Source organism: Micromonospora chaiyaphumensis (assembly GCF_900091435.1).
In the GTDB taxonomy this organism is placed as follows: domain Bacteria; phylum Actinomycetota; class Actinomycetes; order Mycobacteriales; family Micromonosporaceae; genus Micromonospora; species Micromonospora chaiyaphumensis.
In genome coordinates, this window is the sequence record NZ_FMCS01000007.1 from 286,870 (window position 1) to 303,537 (window position 16,668).

Annotated in this window: 9 protein-coding genes; 1 reads left to right on the forward strand and 8 read right to left on the reverse strand. The window is 75.9% G+C overall.

The window, feature by feature from the left end; genetic code table 11:
- Window positions 1–12: 12 nt before the first annotated feature.
- The 7 genes from GA0070214_RS20630 to GA0070214_RS20660 form a co-directional block, all read right to left on the reverse strand.
- Window positions 13–3,513, reverse strand: a complete 3,501-nt coding sequence (locus tag GA0070214_RS20630) for a non-ribosomal peptide synthetase (protein ID WP_091266336.1) — start codon at window positions 3,511–3,513, stop codon at window positions 13–15.
- Complete coding sequence (locus GA0070214_RS20635) at window positions 3,510–5,813, reverse strand: lantibiotic dehydratase (protein WP_091266339.1); 2,304 nt, start codon at window positions 5,811–5,813, stop codon at window positions 3,510–3,512. Before GA0070214_RS20635 ends, GA0070214_RS20630 begins: the two co-directional genes overlap by 4 nt.
- Window positions 5,810–8,929 carry a thioesterase domain-containing protein gene (locus GA0070214_RS20640; protein ID WP_091266343.1) on the reverse strand — a complete coding sequence of 1,040 codons (3,120 nt, stop codon included), beginning with the start codon at window positions 8,927–8,929 and terminating at the stop codon, window positions 5,810–5,812. Before GA0070214_RS20640 ends, GA0070214_RS20635 begins: the two co-directional genes overlap by 4 nt.
- Window positions 8,926–12,393: an AMP-binding protein gene (locus GA0070214_RS20645; RefSeq protein ID WP_091266347.1), complete on the reverse strand. Its 3,468-nt coding sequence runs from the start codon at window positions 12,391–12,393 to the stop codon at window positions 8,926–8,928. The genes GA0070214_RS20640 and GA0070214_RS20645 overlap by 4 nt, the downstream gene beginning before the upstream one ends.
- Before the next feature lie 326 nt (window positions 12,394–12,719).
- Entirely contained in the window at window positions 12,720–13,115 is a 396-nt protein-coding gene (locus tag GA0070214_RS20650) for a DUF2267 domain-containing protein (protein ID WP_091266352.1), read from the reverse strand.
- A gap of 313 nt (window positions 13,116–13,428) precedes the next feature.
- On the reverse strand, window positions 13,429–14,217 hold the full coding sequence (locus GA0070214_RS20655; RefSeq protein ID WP_091266356.1) for an MBL fold metallo-hydrolase: 789 nt from the start codon (window positions 14,215–14,217) through the stop codon (window positions 13,429–13,431).
- Complete coding sequence (locus tag GA0070214_RS20660; protein ID WP_091266360.1) at window positions 14,214–15,014, reverse strand: alpha/beta hydrolase; 801 nt, start codon at window positions 15,012–15,014, stop codon at window positions 14,214–14,216. Before GA0070214_RS20660 ends, GA0070214_RS20655 begins: the two co-directional genes overlap by 4 nt.
- A 166-nt stretch (window positions 15,015–15,180) precedes the next feature.
- On the opposite strand from GA0070214_RS20660, the gene GA0070214_RS20665 reads away from it, so the two are divergent.
- The gene (locus tag GA0070214_RS20665; protein WP_091266363.1) at window positions 15,181–16,134 is read left to right on the forward strand and encodes a helix-turn-helix domain-containing protein; all 954 of its coding nucleotides are present in this window, start codon (window positions 15,181–15,183) and stop codon (window positions 16,132–16,134) included.
- 74 nt (window positions 16,135–16,208) lie between these two features.
- On the opposite strand, the gene GA0070214_RS20670 is transcribed toward GA0070214_RS20665, so the two are convergent.
- Entirely contained in the window at window positions 16,209–16,607 is a 399-nt protein-coding gene (locus tag GA0070214_RS20670) for an NUDIX hydrolase (RefSeq protein ID WP_091266366.1), read from the reverse strand.
- Window positions 16,608–16,668 lie beyond the last annotated feature (61 nt).

Sequence of the window (16,668 nt, forward strand, 5' to 3'; positions counted from 1 at the left end):
GGGGTTACGGCGTCACGGCTGGTTCGGTCGTCGGGGTGGGGTACGGCGGGCGCGGCCACGCCGGGCGGCCGCCCGCAGCGCGGCCCGGGCCAGTTCCGGCCGGTCGGCGGCGCCGTCGAGGCTGGCCGCGAGGGCCCGCACGGTCGGGTGGCGGAACAGGTCGAGCATGGTCAGGGAGCGGCCGGTCGCCTCGGTGAGCCGGGCGTGCACCGCGGCGAGGGCCATCGAGTGGCCGCCGATGTCGAAGAAGTTGTCGGCGACGCCGACGCGGTCCCGGCCGAGCACCTCCCGCCAGATGCCGGCGATCAGCTCCTCGGTGGCGGTGAGCGCGTCCGGCCCGGTGGGCAGCGGGGCCCGGGCCGGTTCGGCGGCGGCCACGGTCATGGCGCCGAGCGCCGCCACCCGTACCGAAGGGCGCGGCAGCTCGGGGGCGAGCTGGTCGGCGGCCGCGTCCGGGTCGGCCGCGAGGGCGCCGACCAGGTCGGCCAGGTCGGCCAGGAGCGCCTCGATCCGGGCGGCGTCGAACAGGTCCGGGTTGTGCACCACCTCGACGCCGGCCCGGCCGTCGCGTTCCACCACGTAGACGGTGATGTCGAACGGCGAGCCGGGCTTCGGCACCCGCACCGGCTCGACCGTCAGGCCGGTCAGCGCGAGCCGGGGCGGGACGAAGTTGAGCACGTTGAACAGCACCTGCACGAGCGGGGCGCGGGAGGTGTCCCGGCCGACGCCCAGCGCCTCGACGATCCGTTCCAGCGGCGCGCCGGGGTGCTCGGTGACGGCGTGCAGCTCGGCGGCGCACCGGTCGACCAGCTCCGCGAAGCTCGCCCCGCCGGTGCGGACCCGCACCGGCACGGTGTCGATGAAGAAGCCGATGACGTCGTCGAAGGCGGCCAGCCGCCGGTCGGCGACGATCGCGCCCAGCACGTGGTCGTCGCCGCCGGTGAGACGCCGCAGCAGCTCACCGAAGCCGGCCAGGAGCACCGCCGCCACCGTGGTGCCGCGCCGGGCGGCCAGGTCGCGCACCGCCCGGTCGGCCGCCTCGGTGAGCCGCGCGGCGGCCTCCACGCCGGCATAGGTCTGCACGGCCGGGCGGGGCCGGTCGCGGGGCAGGTCCAGCACGGTCGGTGCGCCGGCCAGGTGGTCGGTCCACCAGGCCAGGTCGGCCGCGCCACGGCGGCCGTCCCGCTCCGCCCGCCAGACCGCGTAGTCGGCGTACGTGGCGGGCAGCGGCGGCCCGGCCGGCGGCTCACCGGCGAGCGCCCGGGCGTACGCGCCGGCCAGCTCGTCGTAGAGCAGCGCCTCGGACCAGCCGTCGAAGACCGCGTGGTGCACAGTCAGGGCCAGCACGTGGGTGTCGGCGGCGAGCCGGTAGACGGTCACCTGCCAGGGCGGCCCGGTGGCCAGGTCGAACGCGTGCCCGGCGCCGGCCGCCAGCATGGTGGCCAGCTCCGCCTCGGCGTCGGCGGCGCCGGTCAGGTCGACCACCGGCACGGCCACCTCGGTCGGCTCCTCGCGGACCGCGTACGGCACCCCGCCGGTCTGCGGGATCCGCCAGCGCAGGACGTCGTGCCGCTCGGCCACGGCGCGCAGCGCGGCGCCGAGCGCGGTCGTGTCCAGCGGCCCGCGCACCCGGTGCGCCACCGCGATGTTGTAGGGCGCGCTGGACGGGGCGAGCTGGTCCATGAACCAGAGCCGCCGCTGCGGCGGGGAGAGGGTGGGCGGGTTGCCGGTGGTCAGCCCGTCGCCCTCGGCCGGGCCGGCGGCGCGCACCCGGTCGACCAGCGCCGCGAAGGTGCGCTCGGTGAACAGCACCCGCGTGTCGACCCGCCGGCCCAGCTCGGCGCGGAGCGCGGCGACCAGCCGCATGGCGGCGATGGAGTTGCCACCGGCGGCCAGGAAGTCGCTGTCCGGGCCGGGGGTCGCACCGAGCAGCCGGGTCCAGAGCCGCCGGACCGCCGCCTCCACCGGGTCGCCGCCGTCGATCTCCTCGGCCACCTCCGGCGCGGCCGCGGCGAGCGCGCGCAACGCCGGCCGGTCCAGCTTCCCGCTGACCGGGCTGACCGGGAGCGCGGCCAGCCGCACCGTCCGGGCCGGCAGCATCGCGGTGGTCAGCCGGGCCCCGGCGTACGCCCGCAGCGCCTCGTCGCCGGGCGCGTCGGCGGGGGTGAGGAAGGCGACCAGCTCGGTGCCGGCCGGACCGGGTACGGCCTCCACGGCGACCCGGTCGACGCCGGGGTGCCCGGCCAGCACGGCCTCGACCTCGCCCAGCTCGATCCGCTGGCCGCGCACCTTGACCTGGCGGTCGGCCCGGCCCAGGTAGACGATCCGGCCGTCCGGCGCCTGCCGCACCAGGTCGCCGGTGCGGTAGAGCCGCTCCCCGGGCCGGTCGCCGAACGGGTCGGGGACGAACCGCTCGGCGGTCAGCCCGGGCCGGTTGAGGTAGCCGTCGGCCAGGCCGGGACCGCCGATCAGCAGCTCGCCGGTCTCCCCCGGCGGCACCGGGCGCAGGTCGTCGTCCACCACGTACGCCCGCTGGTTGGGCAGGGGCCGGCCGATCGGCACCGGGTCGGTGTCGGCGGCGGTCAGGTCGCCGCTGACCGCCAGCACGGTGGTCTCGGTGGGGCCGTAGCCGTTGAGGAAGCGCCGGCCGGGCGCCCAGCGGGCGACCAGCTCGGCCGGGACCGCCTCGCCGCCGCAGAGCAGCACCCGCCAGGAGGGCAGCTCCGCCGGGTCGAGCAGGGCGAGCACCGTCGGGGTGATGAACCCCCAGGTCACCTCGTGCGCGGCGATGAACCGGGCCAGCCGCACCGGGTCGGCGCGGTCGTCGGCACCCAGCAGTTGCACCGCGCCGCCGAGCAGCAGCGGCACGAACAGGTCCATGGTTGCCGCGTCGAAGCCGAGCGAGGCGATGCCGAGGCTGCGTACCGAGGCGTCGGCGCCGGTCAGCGTGACGACCCCGGTGACGAACTCGACGGCGTTGCGGTGGGTGGTCAGCACCCCCTTGGGCCGGCCGGTGGAGCCGGAGGTGAACAGCACGTACGCCGGGTCGCCGGGGCGGGCCGGGCAGGGTGCGAGCGGGGCCGGGCCGGGCAGCCCCACCGCCTCGACGCCGGGCTCGTCGCCGAACTCGGCCGCCGCGGCGTCGCCGACGACCAGCCGGACCCCGGCGTCCCGGGCGATCTCGCGCAGCCGCTCGCGGGGGCCGCCCGGCTCCAGCGGCACGTACGCGGCGCCGGCCAGCAGCACACCGACCACGGTGACCACCAGGTCGGGGGTACGCGCGCCGCAGACCCCGACCCGGTCGCCGGGGACGGTGCCGCGCTCGCGCAGGGCGGCGGCCACCCCGGCGGCCCGGTCGACGAGCTGCCGGTAGGTCAGCCGGGTGTCCCACTGGCGCACCGCCACCGCGTCGGGGGTGCGGGCGGCCTGCGCGGCGATCAGGTCGGCCAGGGTGGCGTCCGGCCAGGGCAGGTCCGCCCCGTACGCGGCGCTGACGGTCAGGATGTCGGTCACCCGTGGTCTCCCCGGTGCTCGGCTGGGTCGGTGATCTGGAGGCGGAGTTCGTTGACGTAGCCGCGGCCCTGCGCGTCGGTGATCCACGACCGGGCGGGGTCGGGCAGCAGTTCGGTGACCACCACGGCGACGTCGGGGCCGGTGCGGGCGGCGGCGTCGACCATGGCGCAGAGCGACCGCGCGTGCAGCGGGCCGGTCAGGTCCACGTAGCAGGGCTTGACCTCGGTGCCGACCTTCACGAAGACCCGCTCGGGCAGGTCCAGCCGCTGCCGCAGGCGGCGCACGGCGAGGTAGCGCTCGGCCTCGCCGGTCGCCCCGGCCAGGCCGGACTCCCCGACCGTGGTGCGCCAGGTGCGCCGGGCCACGACCAGCCGGTCGATGGTGATCCGGGGCATGTGCGGGGCCGGGTCGAGCAGCTTGAAGCTGTCCCGCAGCAGCGCGGAGATGAGGTTGCCGAACACCTCGGTGAGCGGCCAGCGCCGCCCGTCGGGGAAGACCGCGTCGAACGCGGCGCCGGCCCGCTCGATCCGCACGTCGGTGGCCGGGACGAGGCGGTCCAGGTCGGCGCCCCGGGCGGTGTCGATGCCGATCTGCCGGTCCTGCGGGCCGGTCAGCTCGTAGGTGGTCCGGGTCGTCAGGCGCGGGTAGTTGGCCGGGTAGAGCACCCGGAGCCGGACCGGCCCGAGGTCGGCGTCGAAGCCGGCGCGCAGCACCGCCGGGTCCGGGTGGAACGGGGTGAGCGCGGCGCTGTCGAAGGTGTTCATACCCGGGTGCAGCTCGCCGAGGACGAGCAGGAACTCGCCCCGGTTGAGCGCGCCGAGGTCGGCGGCGGCGATCTGCACGTCGGGGCTGTGGATCCGGGCGGACGGCCAGCCGGGACCGTCGGCGGCGAAGAGCTCCGCGGCACGGGCGGCCAGGTCTTCGCTGCGCAGGGTCACCTCCGCCTGCCCGGGCGGCAGGTCCGCCAGCCCGAACAGCTCCCGCCAGCGGGCGGTCAGCCCGGCGGCGGCGCGCTGCAGCGGGCCGTCCGGCGCGAGCAGGAGCCCCTGGGCGGGCGCCCACACGTCGGCGAGCCGGACCGGACCGTCGTCGGCCAGTTCGGCGTGCAGGTCGGCGACGACCGCCGTGCAGGCCGCGCCGACCTCGGCCGTCAGCCAGCGGGCCGCGGTCAGCACCACCGCGAGCGGGTCGGCCAGGGCCTCCCGCACCGCCGCGCCCACCCGGACGTCCAGGTCGCGGTCGGTCTCCTCGTAGACCAGCGTGCGGCCGGCGTACATCTGGCCGGCGTGCCGGGTCGCGGCGGCCCCGGTGACCGCGGTGAACTCACTGTTCAGCGCGGCCAGCGCGGCGCCCAGCCGGTCCGGGTCGCCGGCCGCGGCGGCCACCGCGTCGCGGGCTGCGCGGAGCCGGTCGAGGCCGGCCTCGGCGGCCGCCCGGACGGCCGGATCGCCGATGGCGGTGATCCGCCCGGCCAGCACCCGTTCCGCGGCCGGGCTGGTGGGCAGGGCGGCGTCCCAGGCGAGCAGGCCGCGCTCGGCGAGCCGGTCGAGCAGCAGGTAGCCGTCGTCGGCCGACCGCAGGTCGCCGGCCGCCCGGAACCGCTCGACCAGCCCGGTCGCCGGGGTGCGGCCGTCGGCGGCGGCGAGCATCCGGGCCTCGACGGGGGAGAGCTCGACCGGCGGGTGCAGCGGCCGGTGGAGCGTGTTCCCGGCCACGGTCAGATGCGGCGGCCGGGTCGGGGGCCACCAGCGGCGCACCGCCAGGTCGGCGGCGAGCCGTTCGGCGTACGCGGCCAGCGCCCACGCCTCGAAGTGGACCCGGCGGCGGCGGACCAGGCCCGAGCCGGGGGTGACCCGGGAGGTGGCGGTCTCCGGTTCGAGGGCGCCCCAGCAGACCGGCCCGAAGAACCCGATGGTCTCGGCCTTGCCGCAGTAGCGCTGCCAGTACCGCAGCAGGACCATCTCCCGCTTACGGCGCCGGCTGTTGCGGACCGCCGGGTCGGTGCGCAGCAACCCGTCGAGAGCGACGAGCATGTCCGGGTTCTGCCAGGTGACCGCCTCGCGCAGCAACGGGTCGGCGGCCACGTCGAGGGCCGCCGTGGAACCCTCGGCGGCCGCCTCCTCCAGCGCCTTCTCGAACACCTCCCGGGTGCCCTCCCCGGCGAGCAGGGCGTCGGCCGCGGCGGCGGCCTCCGGAGCGGCGAACCGGTCCAGCCCGGCACCCGGGAAGCCGGCCGTCCGCACCACCGTGTCCCGCCAGATCGACCAGCCGGTCTCCCCCAGCGGCAGCAGGTGGCTCATCGGACCGCCGTCCCCTGGGTGTCCACGATGTGCAGTCGCAGCTCGCTGAAGTAGCGGCGGCCGGCACCGTCGGGCACCCAGGCCTGGTCCGTGGTCGGGAGCATCTCGCTGACGGTGAGCGAGACGCCGTCGCCGCCGTCGACCCGGGCGGCCCGGACCATGGCGCAGAACATGTTGGCGAAGGCCGGGCTGGACAGGTCCACGAAGCACGGCTTGGTCTCGGTGCCGAGCTTGACGTAGACCTGCTCGGGCAGGCCGAGCCGGTGCCGCCAGGCCCGCACGGCCAGGAAGCGCTGCCGCTCGCCGGCGGCCGACGCCAGGCCGCTCTCCCCCACCGTGGTCCGCCAGGTCTGCCGGGCCACCACGAGCCGGTCGAGCGTGATCCGGGGCGTGTACGGTGCGGCGGCGACCAGCTTGAACCCGTCCACCGCATGCGCGCTGAGCAGCTCGGCGAAGACCTCGGTGAGCGCCCACCGTTGCCCGTCCGAGGCGGTGGCGACGAGCCGGCCGTCGACCTCGCCGACGGTGAGGTCCACGGTGGGCAGCACCCGGGCCGGGTCCCCTCCCGGCGCGTCCTGGAAGGCCAGGTGCCGGTCGCTGGGGCCGGTCAGCGACTCGGAGGTGCGGCTGGTCCGGCGCGGCCACTCGCTGGGAAAGAGCAGCCGGACCCGCCGCTCGCCCATGTCCTCGGCCAGCGCGGCGCGCAGCCGCTCGAGGTCGGGGTGGGAGGGGGTGAAGACCGCGCAGTCGAACGAGGACCAGGCGGCGTGCAGCTCGCCCAGCACCACCGTGAAGTCGCCGCGGGCCAGCGCCGCCGCGTCGGTGGCGCAGATCTGCAGGTCGGGGCTGTGCATCACGGCGTTGGACCACGTCGGCCGGGTGCCGGGGAAGACCGCGTCGACCCGGTCGGCCAGGTCGGCCACGCGCAGCCGCACGTCGGTGGCGCCCGGTGGCAGCGCGTCCAGCCCGAACAGCCCGGCCCAGCGGGCGGCGAAGTCGGCGGCGACCGCGTCGACCGGGCGCTCGCCCCCGCCCCAGAACAGGCCCTGGGCCAGGAACCACAGGTCCGCCAGCGCGACCGGACGGTCGCCGGACTCGGCGCGCAGCTCCTCGTAGAGCCCGCGGAGCACCTCGTCGTACGCCTCGGCGAGGGCGTTGGCCATCCACCGGGCGGCACGCAGCAGCACGTCCAGCGGGGCGGCCAGCTCGGCCAGCAACGGCACGCCGAAGACCACGTCCAGGTCGCGGGCGGTGTCCTCGTAGCAGATGGTCCGGCCGGCGTACATCTGGCCGGCCCGGCGCACGGCCGGTACGCCGGTCAGCTCGGTGAAGGTGGCGTCGAGGGCGTCCAGGGCGGGCCGCAGCAGCGCCGGGTCGCCGGCCGCCCCGGCCACCGCGTCGCGCGCGGCGCGGAGCTGGTCGAACCCGGCCTGCGCGGCGATCCGGGCGGCCTCGTCGCCGATCGCCGCGATCCGCTCCGCCAGCACCGCCTCGGCGTCCGGGCTGACCGGCAGCGCCGCGTCCCAGCTGATCAGCTCCCGCTCGACCATCCGGTCGAGCAGGGCGTAGCCGTCCTCGGGGCGGCGCAGCCCGATGGCCGGGTCGGCCACCAGGTCGGCGGCGGGGCGGTGACCGTCGGCGGCGGCGAGCAGCGCCGCCTCCACCGGGGTCAGCGCCAGCGGCGGCCGGCCGGGGCGCAGCACGGTCCGGTCCCGCACGGCGAGGTGCGGGCGCAGCACCGGCGGCCACCACCGGCGCACGGACAGGTCCGCGCCGATCCGCTCGGCGTACGCGGCGAGCGCCCAGGACTCGAACCAGACCCAGCGCCGGCGGGTCAGGCCGGTGCCGGGGCGGATCCGGGCCGTCTCCGGCTGGTCGGGATCGACGGTCACCCAGCAGCTCGGGCCGAAGAAGCCGACGGTCTCGTTCTTGCCGCCGTAGCGCTGCCAGTACTTGAGCAGCGCCCGCTCGCGGTCCCGGCGGCGCACGTTGCGGGCCGCGTCGGCGCCGCCCCGGGCCAGCCCGTCCAGCGCGACCAGGGCGCCGCGGTTCTGCCAGGTGACCGCCTCGCGCAGCAGCGGGTCGACGGCCAGCTCGCTGATCCGCTGCGCGGCGGCGCGGACCGCCTCGTCGAACTCCTTGTCGTACCGGTCCTCGCCGGCGCCGGTGGCCAGCAGCTCGTCGGCGGCCGCGGCGGCCCGGGGCGCCGCGAACAGGTCCAGGCCGTCGGCCGGGAAGCCGGTGGTGCGCAGGATGGCGTCGCGCCACACCGACCAGGCGGTGTCGCCCAGCGGCACCCGGTGCGCACCGCCGGCGGTCCCGCGGCCGGCGGTGCGCACGGGGTCCATGCCCGCGGCCGGCGCGCCGGTGCGGGTGGTCTCGGCGCCGAGCGCCCCGGTGAGGTCGGCGCGGATCAGCGCGAGCAGCCCGGGGAGCTGGTCGTGCAGGAAGAAGTGGCCGCCGGCCAGCTCGTGCAGGGTGAAGCCGGCGGCGGTGTGCTCGGCCCAGGCGGCGTGCTGCTCGCGGGTGACCGCCCGGTCGTCGCGGCCGTGGAACGCGACGATCGGCAGCGGCAGCGGCTCGCCGGGCACGTACCGGTAGTCGTCCACCCGGCCGAAGTCGGCCCGCAGCAGCGGCAGCAGCAGCTCCACCAGCTCCGGGTGGTCGAAGAACTCGGCGGGGAGCCCGCCGCCGTCGGCGAGCCGGCGCAGCAGCTCGTCGTCGCCGGCGCGGGACAGCCCGTCGAAGGGACCCGGCGCGGTGACGTGCGGGGCGCGGGCGCCGCCGACGTAGAGCCGCAGTGGCAGCGGCCCGCCGGTCCGGCGCAGCTCCCGGACCACCTCGAAGCCGAGCCGGCCGCCCATCGAGTGGCCGTAGACGGCGTACGGGCGGTCGGCGCGGGCCGTGACGGCCTCGGCCACCTCGGCGACGTCGAAGCGCGGATCCTCGCTGATCCGGTTCTCCCGGCCGGGCAACTGCACCGGCAGCACCTCGACGTCCGGACCGATCACCTCCTGCCAGCGCCGGAACGCGCTCGCGCCGGCACCGGCGTAGGGCAGGCAGAACAACCGCACCGGCGCCTGGGGTCGGCTTCCGGCGGAGACGAACCAGTTCACCGCGGACCTTTCTGCACGGGGTCGATCCAGTACCGCTGGCGCTGGAACGGATAGGTGGGCAGGCCGGCGCGCCGGACCGTGCCCTCGGGGTGCAGGGCGTCCCAGTCGACGTCCCGCCCGGCGACCCAGTCGGCCGCCAGCTCGCGCAGCGGACCACCCTCGCCCGCGATCCGGGCGTCGGTGTCCAGCAGCGTGTCCAGGCCGGCCAGCGCGCCGGGCAGGTCGGCGGCGACCACCACGGCCCGGTGGGCGAAGGCCCGCCGGCCGAGCGCCAGGGTGGCGGCCACCTCGGGCAACGCCGGGGCGTCGCCGCCCAGGTGGGCCCGCAGCCGGGCCAGCGCCGCCCGCAACGCCGCCGGGGTACGCGCCGACACCGGCAGCAGCCACGGCCCGTCGCCGGGCGGGTCGGCGGGGTCGGCCGGCGGCGGCTGCTCCACCACGACGTGCGCGTTGGTGCCGCCGAGCCCGAAGGCGCTGACCCCGGCCACCCGGCGCGGGCCCTCGGGCCAGTCCCGCGCCTTGGTGGGCACGTAGAACGGGCCGGCCGCCAGGTCGATCTCCGGGTGCGGACGGGTGAAGTGCAGGTTCGGCGGGATCACCCCGTGCCGCACGGCGAGCACCGCCTTGATGAGCCCGGCGATGCCGGCGGCCGCGTCGAGGTGGCCGATGTTGGTCTTCACCGAGCCGAGCGCGCAGGTCTCGGCGGGGGCGGCGCCCGCGTACACCTGGTGCAGCGCGGCGACCTCGATGGCGTCGCCGAGCGGCGTGCCGCTGCCGTGCCCCTCGACGAGGCCGACCTCGCCGGGGGCGACCTCGGCGGTGGCCAGCGCGTTGGCCACGGCGGCGGCCTGCCCGGCCGGGCCGGGCACGGCGAAGCCGGCGCGGTCCGCCCCGTCGTTGGTGACCGCCCAGCCGGGCAGGACGGCGTAGATCCGGTCGCCGTCGGCCTGCGCGTCGGCGAGCCGGCGCAGCGCGACCACCCCGACGCCCGAGCCGAAGCCGGAGCCGTTGGCGCCCTCGTCGAAGGCGCGGCACCGGCCGTCCGGGGAGGCCAGCCCGCCCGGCACGTGCCGGTGCCGGGGCCAGGTGACGGTCACCCCGCCGGCCAGCGCCAGGTCGCACTGGTAGTCGGCGAGGCTCTGCGCGGCGAGGCAGACCGCGACCAGCGAGCTGGAGCAGGCGCTCTGCACGGCCAGGGCCGGCCCGGTGAGCCCGAGCCGGTAGGCGACCTGCCCGGGCAGGTGGTCGGTGAACTGCCGGCCGATCAGCCGGGCCTCCCAGTCGTCCGGGTCGACGTCGCCCACCACGGCCGGGTTGTCCATGAGGTGGAACAGGAAGTAGCGGTTGGCGGAGGTGGCCGAGTAGACGCCGACCAGGCCGGGGAACCGCTCCGGGTCGTGCCCGGCGTCCTCCAGCGCCTCCCAGGCGGTCTCGAGGAAGAGCCGGTGCTGCGGGTCGGTGCGGGCGGCCTCGTCGGCGGCGAAGGAGAAGAACTCCGCGTCGAAGTCGGCGACCCCGTCGAGCCGGCCGACGGCGCGCACGTGCCGCGGGTCCGCGCGCAGCCCCGGCCCGACGCCGAGGGCGGCCAGCTCCTCGTCGGTGTGCTCGTGGATCGCGTCGACTCCCGTGCACAGGTTCCACCAGAAGGTGGCCACGTCGGGGGCGCCGGGGAAGCGGCCGGCGAGGCCGACCACGGCGATCTCGTCGCCGGTGTACTCGCGGGCCGCGGCGGCGGGCGCGGCGGGGGCGGGCAGCACCGGGGCGCGGACGGCCTCGGGCGGGGCGTCGAGCAGCGCCGCCTGGGCGGCCACCGTCGGGTGGTCGAACAGGCGCAGCATCGGCAGGCGCACGCCGAACGTATCGGCGAGCCGCTGCTGCACCTGGCCCAGCAGCAGGGACTGCCCGCCGACGTCGAAGAAGCTGTCGGTGCGGCCCACGGCCGGCCGGCCGAGCACGGCGCACCAGATGTCGTGCACGGCCCGCTCGGTGTCGGTGGCCGGCGCCGCACCGGCCGGCACCTCGGCCACCGGATCGGGTAGCGCCCGCTCGTCGACCTTGCCGGTGACGGTGAGCGGGAACTCGTCGAGCACCACGACCGCGCGGGGCAGCGCGTAGCCGGGCAGCGCGGCGGCGAGCGCGGCCCGCAGCGCAGCCGGGTCCGGGCGGTCACCGGCCGGCCGGGCGTACGCCAGCAGTTCGCCGTCGCGGGCGATGGCGCGCACGCCGGCCACGCCGGGCTGGGCGGCGAGCACGGCCTCGATCTCGGTCAGCTCGACCCGGTGCCCGCGCACCTTGACCTGCCGGTCGAGCCGGCCCAGGCAGACCAGCTCGCCGCCGGGCAGCCGCCGGCCGAGATCCCCGGTGCGGTACGACCTCGTCCCGTCGGCGTCCACGGTGAACCGGTCGCTGTCCTGGTTGAGGTAGCCGGGGGCGAGGTGCCGGCTGCGGACCACCAGCTCGCCGGTGTCCGGGGCGAGATCGACCTGGTAGCCGGGGAACGCGGTGCCGATCGGCAGCGGGCCGGTGGCGGCCGGGTCCAGCGTGGACAGCGGCAGCACGTGCCGGGCCACGAAGGTCATCTCGGTGGCGCCGTAGCCGTTGACCAACCGGCAGTCGGGAGCGAACCGGTCCCGGCCACGGGCCGCGTCGGCGTACGTGGCCTGCTCGCCGCCGAGCAGCACCACCCGCACCGCGTCGAGGCGCCGGTCGCCGAGGGTGTCGAGCAGGTAGCGGTAGACGGTCGGGGTGCAGTGCAGCACGGTGGCCCGGTGCCGGTCGAGCTGCGCGGCGGCGTGGGCGAGCCCGTGCCGGCGCAGGTCCACGGGCACCACCGCCGCGCCGGTGAGCAGCGCCGGGTAGAGGTCGGGGATGGCGGCGTCGAAGCTGAACGAGGCGAGCAGGCTGAGCCGGTCGGCCGGGCGGAGCGCCAGCGCGGCGATCTGGTTGTCGACGACGTGCGCCAGGTTGCGGTGGGTCTGCCCGACGGCCTTGGGCACGCCGGTCGAGCCGGAGGTGAACAGCACGTACGCCAGCGCGTCCGGGTCGACCGGGACGGGCCGCAGCGGGGCGGGCGACACCTGGTCCAGCGGGAGCACGGTCCGCCCGCCGGCAAGGTCCCGGGCCAGCTCGCGGTGCTCGGCGGCGCAGGCCAGGGCGGTGACCCCGGCGGCGGCGAGCATGTGGCGCAGCCGGTCGGCTGGGAAACCCGGGTCCAGCGGCACGTACGCGCAGCCCGCCGCGAGGGCGCCGAGCAGCGCCGCGACGGTCGGTGCGCCGTGGGCGGTGAGCAGGGCGACACGGTCGCCGGGCCGGACGCCGGCGGCGACGAGCGCAGCCGCGTGTCCGCCGGCCATCGCGGCCAACTCGGCGTAGGCGACCTCGTGGGTCTCACCGAGCAGGGCCTTGCGATCACCGTGACGCGCCGCGATCTCGCCGAAACGATTGATGATCATCGGCTGTGCCATGTCAGCGGGCTGTGTGTTCCCCGTCGACGGCAGGCGCGCAGCGTTCGGTGAATGTGATCATGATCCCCCCCAGGACTTCACATTGGATTGAGAATAAAGCTCAATCTCTCGATGGGTAGGGCATCGATACAGGTAAGGCCGAAGGGATGACAACACGTGGAAGCTCGGCCGGAGGAATCCGTCCGATCATCCCTCTAGCGCGTAGACGACTTACGGCGTAAGCGCCTACTCGCGAGTTATTTTACGGTGAAAATACTTCCGAGCCGTGGATTTTCCACTTTGACGGCCTCGTCGCCGCAGCTCAACCCGGGTCCCGGGGAGCCTGCCTACACATCGTACGGTGGCCGCGGGATCGGGTCGACCATCGCGTCGAATCCCTTGGGGAGCTGCGCCACGAGATCCTCGAACTCGCCGACCGTGACCGTCTCGCGCAGGGTGGCGAGCACCGCGCGGGCGCCCACCTCGGCGACCGCCGGGCCCACGCCGGCCCGCTCCGCCACCCGGTACAGGAAGGCGACCGACCCGCCGGTCGCGCCGCCCTCGCCCGGCCCGGCGAGGTAGCTGGCGACCTCGTCGGGCAGCTGCGCGGCCAGGTCCGCCGACTCGTTGGCGGTGATCCGCTCGGCGAGGGTCTGCAACACCGCCCGGGAGATCGTGGCGGCCTGCTCGGTGGGCAGCTCGGCGCGGCGGGACACCGCCTCGACGAATCGGGGAAACCGCACAGCCGCACTCCTGTCGTCGCCGGCCGCCGCCGGATATCCGACAGCCCCGGCCCGAGCCGGCCCGGAGCATCGCGCCCGCGGTTACCCGCGCCGCACGACGGCAAACGGTGTTCACCGCCGCGTCCGCCGGCGCTGCGGCGAGCGACATCGTCCCCCAGGTGACGAACCGGCACCCGGCGGTCATCCGGGACAGCAGCGCGAGCGGGTTCCCCGAGGCACCGGAAGTCGACGAGCCAAGCTCCGCCGCCGTCGCGCTATCCCGCGACGCACGAGGGCTCGCCGAGCGAGCTTCTTCGGACCGCCTGGCGGAAGCTCAGGTCTCCAGGTCGGTGGGAGTTCCGATCGGCAGCCAGCGGATGCGGTCCCGGACGTCCCGGGGCGCGGCCGCGAACTCGCGATCGATGACGTCCCGGGACTGCTGGAAGTGCGTCCATCCCTCGTAGTGCACGGGTACGACGGTGTGCGGGCGGACGGCCTGGCAGAGCGCGACGGCCTTCCGGGCGGTCAGGGTGTAGCGCAGCGGGCCGGTGACCGGGAACCGGACGCCGCCGAGGTGCAGGAGCGCGAGGCCGACGGGCAGCCGGTCGGCGACCTGCCGGACCCCGCCGTAGAGGACCGTGTCACCCGAGATCCACAGTACCCCGTGCCGCTGCCCGTCCCAGCGCAGCGCGAACCCGACCACGTCGCCGACGATCGGGCGGCTGAGCGGCGGACCGTGCCGGCACGGGGTGGCGGTGATCTCGATCGGCGGGCGGCCCCGCGCCACGAGTGTGGTCGACGACCAGGGGGCGAGCCCTCGCGCGTTGCCGCCGAGGCGCGCCGCCCCCGCCCGGGTGGTGACGACGGTTCCCGCCGACGGCAGAAGCCTCCGCCCGGCGTCGTCGAGGTTGTCGCCGTGGTGGTCGTGGGTGAGCAGGACCACATCGATCGGGCCGACCCGGTCGACGGCGACGGCCGGACCGGCCAGTTTCTGCGACGACGTACCCCAGCCGAACGCGTAGGTGCGGCCCGGTGGGTCGAACGTCGGGTCGGTCAGCAGCCGCCAGCCGCCGACCTCGATGAGGGCCGTCGGGCCGCCGAGGTGCGTGACCCGGACGGTCATGCCCGTGCGTGCCGCAGTGCCCAGTCGAGGGCGTAGTCGGCGACCTCCTCCCAGCCCTTCTGCGCGGGGAGCAGGTGCGCGTAGCCCGCGTACTCCTTGATGTCGGTGACCGTGTCGGACTTGTAGTGCCTGGCGTTGGACTGCTGAACGGCCGGCGGCATGATGTGGTCCTCGCTGCCGGAGATGAAGAGCAGCGGCGCACGGCCGTCGTTGTGGTAGTCGACCCAGGTGTCCTGGTGGCCGGGCTGGAAGTTGGCCAGGACGCTGCCCCAGAGGATCCCGCCGTTGGCGGGGACGTGGTAGCGCTCGTAGAGGGCCCGGGCCTCCTCCTCGGTGAAGGTGTTGGTGAAGGCGTACTTCCACTCCTCGAAGGACAGTCCCACCGCCCGGTGCCGGTTGCCCGGGCTCTTCAACACCGGGAACGTCGACTTGACCTGGGAGAGCGGCACGACCCGTACGCCCTCGGTCGGTGCCGAGTTCAGTGCGACGCCCGCGGCACCCAGGCCGCGGTCGAGCAGGATCTGGGTGAACGCCCCGCCGGCCGAGTGGCCCATGATGATCGGCGGCGCGGGCAGCTGTTTGACGACGGCCGTCAGGTGGTCGACGATCCTGGGAACGGTCAGCTCCAGGATCGGGGTCGGGTCGGCGTTGAGAGCCTCGACCTCCACCTCGAAGCCGGGGTACGCGGGCGCCAGCACCCGGAAGCCGCGCTGCTCGTAGTAGGTGATCCAGTGCTCCCAGCTGCGCGGGGTGACCCAGAAGCCGTGGACCAGGACGATGGTGTCGGGAACGGTCATCGCGAACTCCTCGGGAAGGGGAGCAGGGCTCCGGGGCGGTACGTGGTTCGTCCATCGCGGTGATCCCTCGCGGTCACCCGCGTGGGAACCTTACGAACAGGAGCGCGCCGGCAGTGCGGCTGTGCGCGCACAGTTTCCGGCTCACCGTGCACACCGGGCGGCGCACATGGGATTTGTCCTGGACACGGCCGACATTCCGCCGCGCGAGCGGGTCGACGCGGTGTGTGCCGCGATGATGGAGGCGTCGGCCCCCTGCCATGTCATTCACGAGGACCTGGACGGCGGCGTCCGCACCCGGCTGGAGGTCTGGGACCTCGGCGCCGCAAACATCTTCATCGCCAGATCCTCCGGCATCCGGCTGTACCGCACGGCGAGGCAGGCCAGGCAGGACGCGGCGCCGGTCGTGGCCCTGTCCGTCCAGCACCGCGCCGACGGGCGGCACGAACAACTCGGCCACCGCCAGGTCGTGCCGCCCGGTGCACTGCTGACGGTCGACCTGTCCGCGCCGTACGACTTCTCCTGGTCAGGCTACGGCGGCGCCGGCTGCCTCCAGATACCCATCAACCAGATCGGCCTGCCGGTCGACGTCATCCGTCGCGCCGCGGCGAACCTGCGGACGAGCCCGCTGTACGACCTGGTGACCACCCATGTCGCCCAGCTCGTGCGGGACGCCGAGCGGCTCAGCGCCGACCCTGCCGCCGACTCTCTCGGCCACGCCAGCATCGAGCTGGCCCGTGCGCTCCTGGCGTCGGCCGCCCACACCGAGCCCCATGCCCGCACCGTGCTCGCCGAGACACTCCTGCACCGGATCCGCGCGTACGTCCGCCAGCACCTCGGTGACCTCGACCTGGGACCGGCCACTATCGCGGCCGCGCACAGCATCTCCGTACGTCACCTGTACGCGATCTGCTCCGGTGCGGGCTTCAGCCTCGAACAATGGATCATCGGCGAGCGGCTGCGCGGCGCGCGGGAGGAGCTGCGGCGGCCGGACAGCCGGCACCGCACCATCGCCATGGTCGCGCGGCGCTGGGGGTTCAGCGACCCGACCCACTTCACCCGCCGGTTCCGTGACGCCTACGGCGTCACTCCGGGCGAATGGCGGCGCACGGGCCAGTGGTAGTCAGCCGCCGGCGGCGGCGGTCCCCGACCCCCGGCTGCGCGCCCCGGCCCGGCTCCCGCCCGCCCGAGCGGAGGTCAGCGCAGCGCGCCGATTGACTGGAAGTGGTCGAAGATGAGCTGGTCCACCGGGGAGACCCGGTCCCGGTCGGCGTAGCCGAGCCAGGCCAGCTCGGCGATCTCACTCGCCGGCCGCAGCGTGCCCCGGTAGTCGGCGGCGTAACAGGTCATCCGGACCAGCGTGCCGGCACCGTGGCCGTGGGCCTGCGCGCTGAACACACCCACCGGCACCGCCGACTCCGGCACGACGGCGACGTCCAGCTCCTCGGCGATCTCCCGGACGAGCGTGGCCAGGTCCGTCTCACCGGCCTCCCGCTTGCCGCCGGGCAGGTACCAGACGTCCTTGCCCCGGGACCGGGTGCTCAGCACGCGGCCCTCCTCGATGCGGATCCAGGCGACCTTGTCGATCTCGCGCACCGTGCTCCTCGGGCCTCGGGGATGTGCTCGGGAGCGACCCTACGCGCGACCCGCCGGCGGC